The sequence below is a fragment of the Gordonia sp. GONU genome (assembly GCF_024733855.1).
Taxonomy (GTDB): domain Bacteria; phylum Actinomycetota; class Actinomycetes; order Mycobacteriales; family Mycobacteriaceae; genus Gordonia; species Gordonia amicalis.
The window spans coordinates 1-964 of sequence record NZ_JANRHB010000085.1 but is presented as its reverse complement, the minus strand read 5'-3'; the positions used below and the strand labels follow the sequence as shown (position 1 = coordinate 964).

At 64.3% G+C, this 964-nt stretch carries 1 protein-coding gene and 1 pseudogene; both read left to right on the top strand.

Annotated features, from left to right (window positions below):
- A pseudogene (locus tag NWF34_RS25545) lies at window positions 1-572 on the top strand (IS21 family transposase); the annotation flags it as partial.
- Window positions 569-964: ATP-binding protein (locus NWF34_RS25540; protein WP_258326398.1), on the top strand; the 396-nt coding region annotated here is incomplete at its 3' end. The pseudogene NWF34_RS25545 and the gene NWF34_RS25540, both read left to right, overlap by 4 nt.

The window sequence follows — 964 nt, the reverse complement described above, 5'->3', positions numbered from 1 at the left end:
GTAAGGTCGATCGCCTCTCGTGTATCCGGTACGCCTCGGCCCGCTACTCGGTACCCAACCGGCTCATCGGCACCACCGTGACCCTCATCCAGGACGGTGAGCGGCTCCTGATCGCCGAACCTGCCTCCGGTGAGGTGGTCGCCGATCATCTGTTGGCCGCACCTGGTGAGGTCGTCCTCAACGATGATCACTACGGGGGGCCACGCACCCCGCCCAGTCGTGCACCACGGCCCAAAACTGCGGTAGAGAAACAGTTCTGCGATCTCGGTGAGGTTGCTGAGCAGTTCCTGGTCGGTGCCGCGGCCATCGGGAACACCCGCCTGGGCGGTGAACTCGATGACATCCTCGGGCTCGTCACCTCCCACGGCCGCGAACAGGTGCTCACCGCTCTGACCAGGGCGGTGGCGTTCCGGAGGTTCAAGGCCGCCGATGTGCGCTCGATCCTCGATGCCGGAGCCGGCACCCCCAACCCGCGACCGGCCGGCACAGCACTGTTGGGTCACCTGCCTACCGCGCCCACCCGCTCGCTGGATGCCTACAAGCTGGGCGCCGGCGACAAGGAGGTGTCATGACCACCACAACATCGACACCCGTTGCACCTCAGACAGTGCCGCCGCTACCGGCCGACCTCGATCACGCGCTACGCCGATTGAAACTGGCCTCGATCCGCCGCAGCGCACCCGAGGTCCTGCTCACCGCGAAAACCCAGCGGTGGACACCCGAAGAAGTACTGCGAACCCTGGTGGAAACCGAGATCGCCGCTCGTGATGCCTCCAACATCCGCAACCGACTAAAAGCTGCCGGGTTCCCGGTCACCAAAACCTTGGAATCGTTCGACGTGGCCGCATCCTCTATTCCGGCCAATACCTTCGAATACCTGTCTTCACTGGAATGGGTTCGGGCGCAACATAATGTCGCCCTGATCGGCCCTGCCGGGACGGGTAAGAGTCACACCCTGATCGGG